This window comes from Collinsella sp. Sow4_D11, from assembly GCF_052116465.1.
Classification (GTDB): Bacteria; Actinomycetota; Coriobacteriia; order Coriobacteriales; family Coriobacteriaceae; genus Collinsella.
Window position 1 is genome coordinate 1 of the sequence record NZ_JBQKLA010000054.1, and the last position, 2,220, is coordinate 2,220.

1 protein-coding gene is annotated in these 2,220 nt (G+C 56.9%); it reads right to left on the reverse strand.

Features of this window, described 5'->3' with window-relative positions:
* Positions 1-231: 231 nt before the first annotated feature.
* The gene (locus tag ACTQ40_RS10400; protein WP_154518687.1) at positions 232-1,926 is read right to left on the reverse strand and encodes a phospho-sugar mutase; all 1,695 of its coding nucleotides are present in this window, start codon (positions 1,924-1,926) and stop codon (positions 232-234) included.
* Between the last annotated feature and the right edge of the window lie 294 nt (positions 1,927-2,220).

A 2,220-nucleotide genomic window follows, 5' to 3' on the forward strand; every position in this document is an offset into this window, starting at 1 on the left:
CCTCGCAGTATCCGGTTCTCAAGGTGCACGCCTGCGCCGGTTCCCGGTCCGACCGGGCCGCGCGGCAAGGAGATATATTGCCAGACCGGAGGGGCCCGCGGGGCGGGAATCTGGTTGCACACAACTCCTACACAGTTTGGGATTCTCAGCTGTATTTAGCAGTAATAGAGAGGGGATCTCGTTTCCGAGATCCCCTTTTTCGTCTATCTATAGAAATAGGCTTTCAAAGCCTTAGGCCAACAGCTTGCGACCTGACTCCTCAATCGCGTCAAGTGCTGCATCAGCCTCGGCGGCATCCGCGCCCTTAGCGAAGATGTACAGCTTGATCTTGGGCTCGGTGCCGGAAGGACGGACAATACCCTTGTTGCCACCCTCAAGATCGAACTCAATGACATTAGCCTTCGGCAGGCCGTTCACGCACGTGTTGTAATCCACAACGGCCTCGATCTTGGAGCCTGCGAGCTCCGCGGGCGGGTTCTCGCGCAGACCAGCCATGATGCCGGCCATCTTTGCCGCACCCTCAGCGCCCGGATAGCTCAGCGAAATCGTCTTGTTGTGATAGTAGCCATACTTCTCGTACAGCTCGTGCATCGCATCGGCAAGGTTCTTGCCCTGGAGCTTGTAATACTGCGCCATCTGGCAAATGAGCAGCGAAGTGCTCACGGCGTCCTTGTCGCGCACGTGGTCGCCGGCCAGATAACCGTAGCTCTCCTCGAAACCGAAGATAAAGCGATCGACTTCACCAGCATCGGAAAGCGAGGTAATGATGTCACCGATGTACTTGAAGCCCGTCAGGCAGCGACGGAGCTCAAAGCCATACTCCTCGGCCAGAGCATCGACCATGGCGGAAGAAACAATGGTAGTAACCGCGACCTTCTTGGTGAGATCCTCGCCGCGGGCGGCACGGGTCTTGCAGATATAGTCGAGCAGCAGAACGCCCATCTCATTGCCGGTCAGCAGCAGATAGTCATCACCATTCTTAACAGCAACGCCAACACGGTCGGCGTCAGGATCGGTTGCAAGCAGCAGATCGGGGTGAACCTGCTCGCACAGGTCGATGCCCTTCTGCATGGCCTGACGGATCTCGGGGTTAGGATACGGGCAGGTCGGGAAATCGCCGTTCGGGTCCTTCTGCTCGGGAACAACCGTGACATCGGTGATGCCGGCGCGCTCGAGCACCGTCGTGACGGGAATGAGGCCAGTGCCGTTGAGCGGAGTGTAGACGAGCTTAAGCGGAGCGCCAGCGATCTCCTCGGCAGAAAGGTTGGTCACGCCGCGCGCGAGAACGGCGTCGTAATAACGCTCGAGGCACGAGTCATCGATCCATTTGACCAGACCCTGCTCAAGAGCCTCATCGAAGTCCATGGACTTCACGCCAGTGAACGTATCGGTCTCGGCGATAGCCTTAGAAATTGCATCGGCGGCCTCGCTAGTGATCTGGCAGCCGTCGGGGCCATAGGCCTTATAGCCGTTATAAGGCGCCGGATTATGACTAGCGGTCATGCAAATGCCACCGGAGCACTTAAGGTCGCGGACGGCCCAAGATAGCGTAGGCACCGGGGAAATCTTAGGATACACAAGGGCGGTGACACCATTTGCCGCAAGAATAGCAGCAGTCGTCTTGACGAACAGTTCGCCCTTATTGCGGCTATCGCGAGCAATGGCAACCGTCGGATGCTCAAAAGTCGCATTGAGATAGTCGGCGAAGCCCTGCGTTGCACGGCCGACCGTATAGATATTCATACGGTTGGTGCCAGCACCGATCGTGCCACGCAGGCCGGCGGTGCCGAAGGCAAGATCCTGGAAGAAGGCATCGGTGATGGCATCCTCGTCACCCTGCTCCTTCATCGTGTTGAGCTCGGTCAGCAGCTCATCATCCTTGACATTGGCAATCCAAGTATCAAGCAGCTCGTGAACATCTGCCATGTGCGTCCTTCCTTCATAATCAATAAAACGGCCCGCCTAAAACAGGTCAAGCGCAGTATCACGCTTAAGTAGATAGTAATCCATTGAGTGTGTGAGACTGTCAAGAGAACGGTGAACGTCTGAATAAGACGGCAGATGATATCGTTGTAAAAATTGTCATTTAGTTAAATTGCCTGAGAAACGAAAAAGGGGGAGGCCGCGAGGCCTCCCCCTTCTCAGTCCAATCGCACGGCTCGGTGCCGTCCACCGGTCAGCGGCGCCCTGGCCTCCCACGGGCTGGCCCCGCAGTACTCT

Coding starts and splice junctions, on each gene's coding strand:
- ACTQ40_RS10400 (WP_154518687.1), bottom strand. CDS start 1,926: ATGGCAGATGTTCACGAGCTGCTTGATACTTGGATTGCCAATGTCAAG.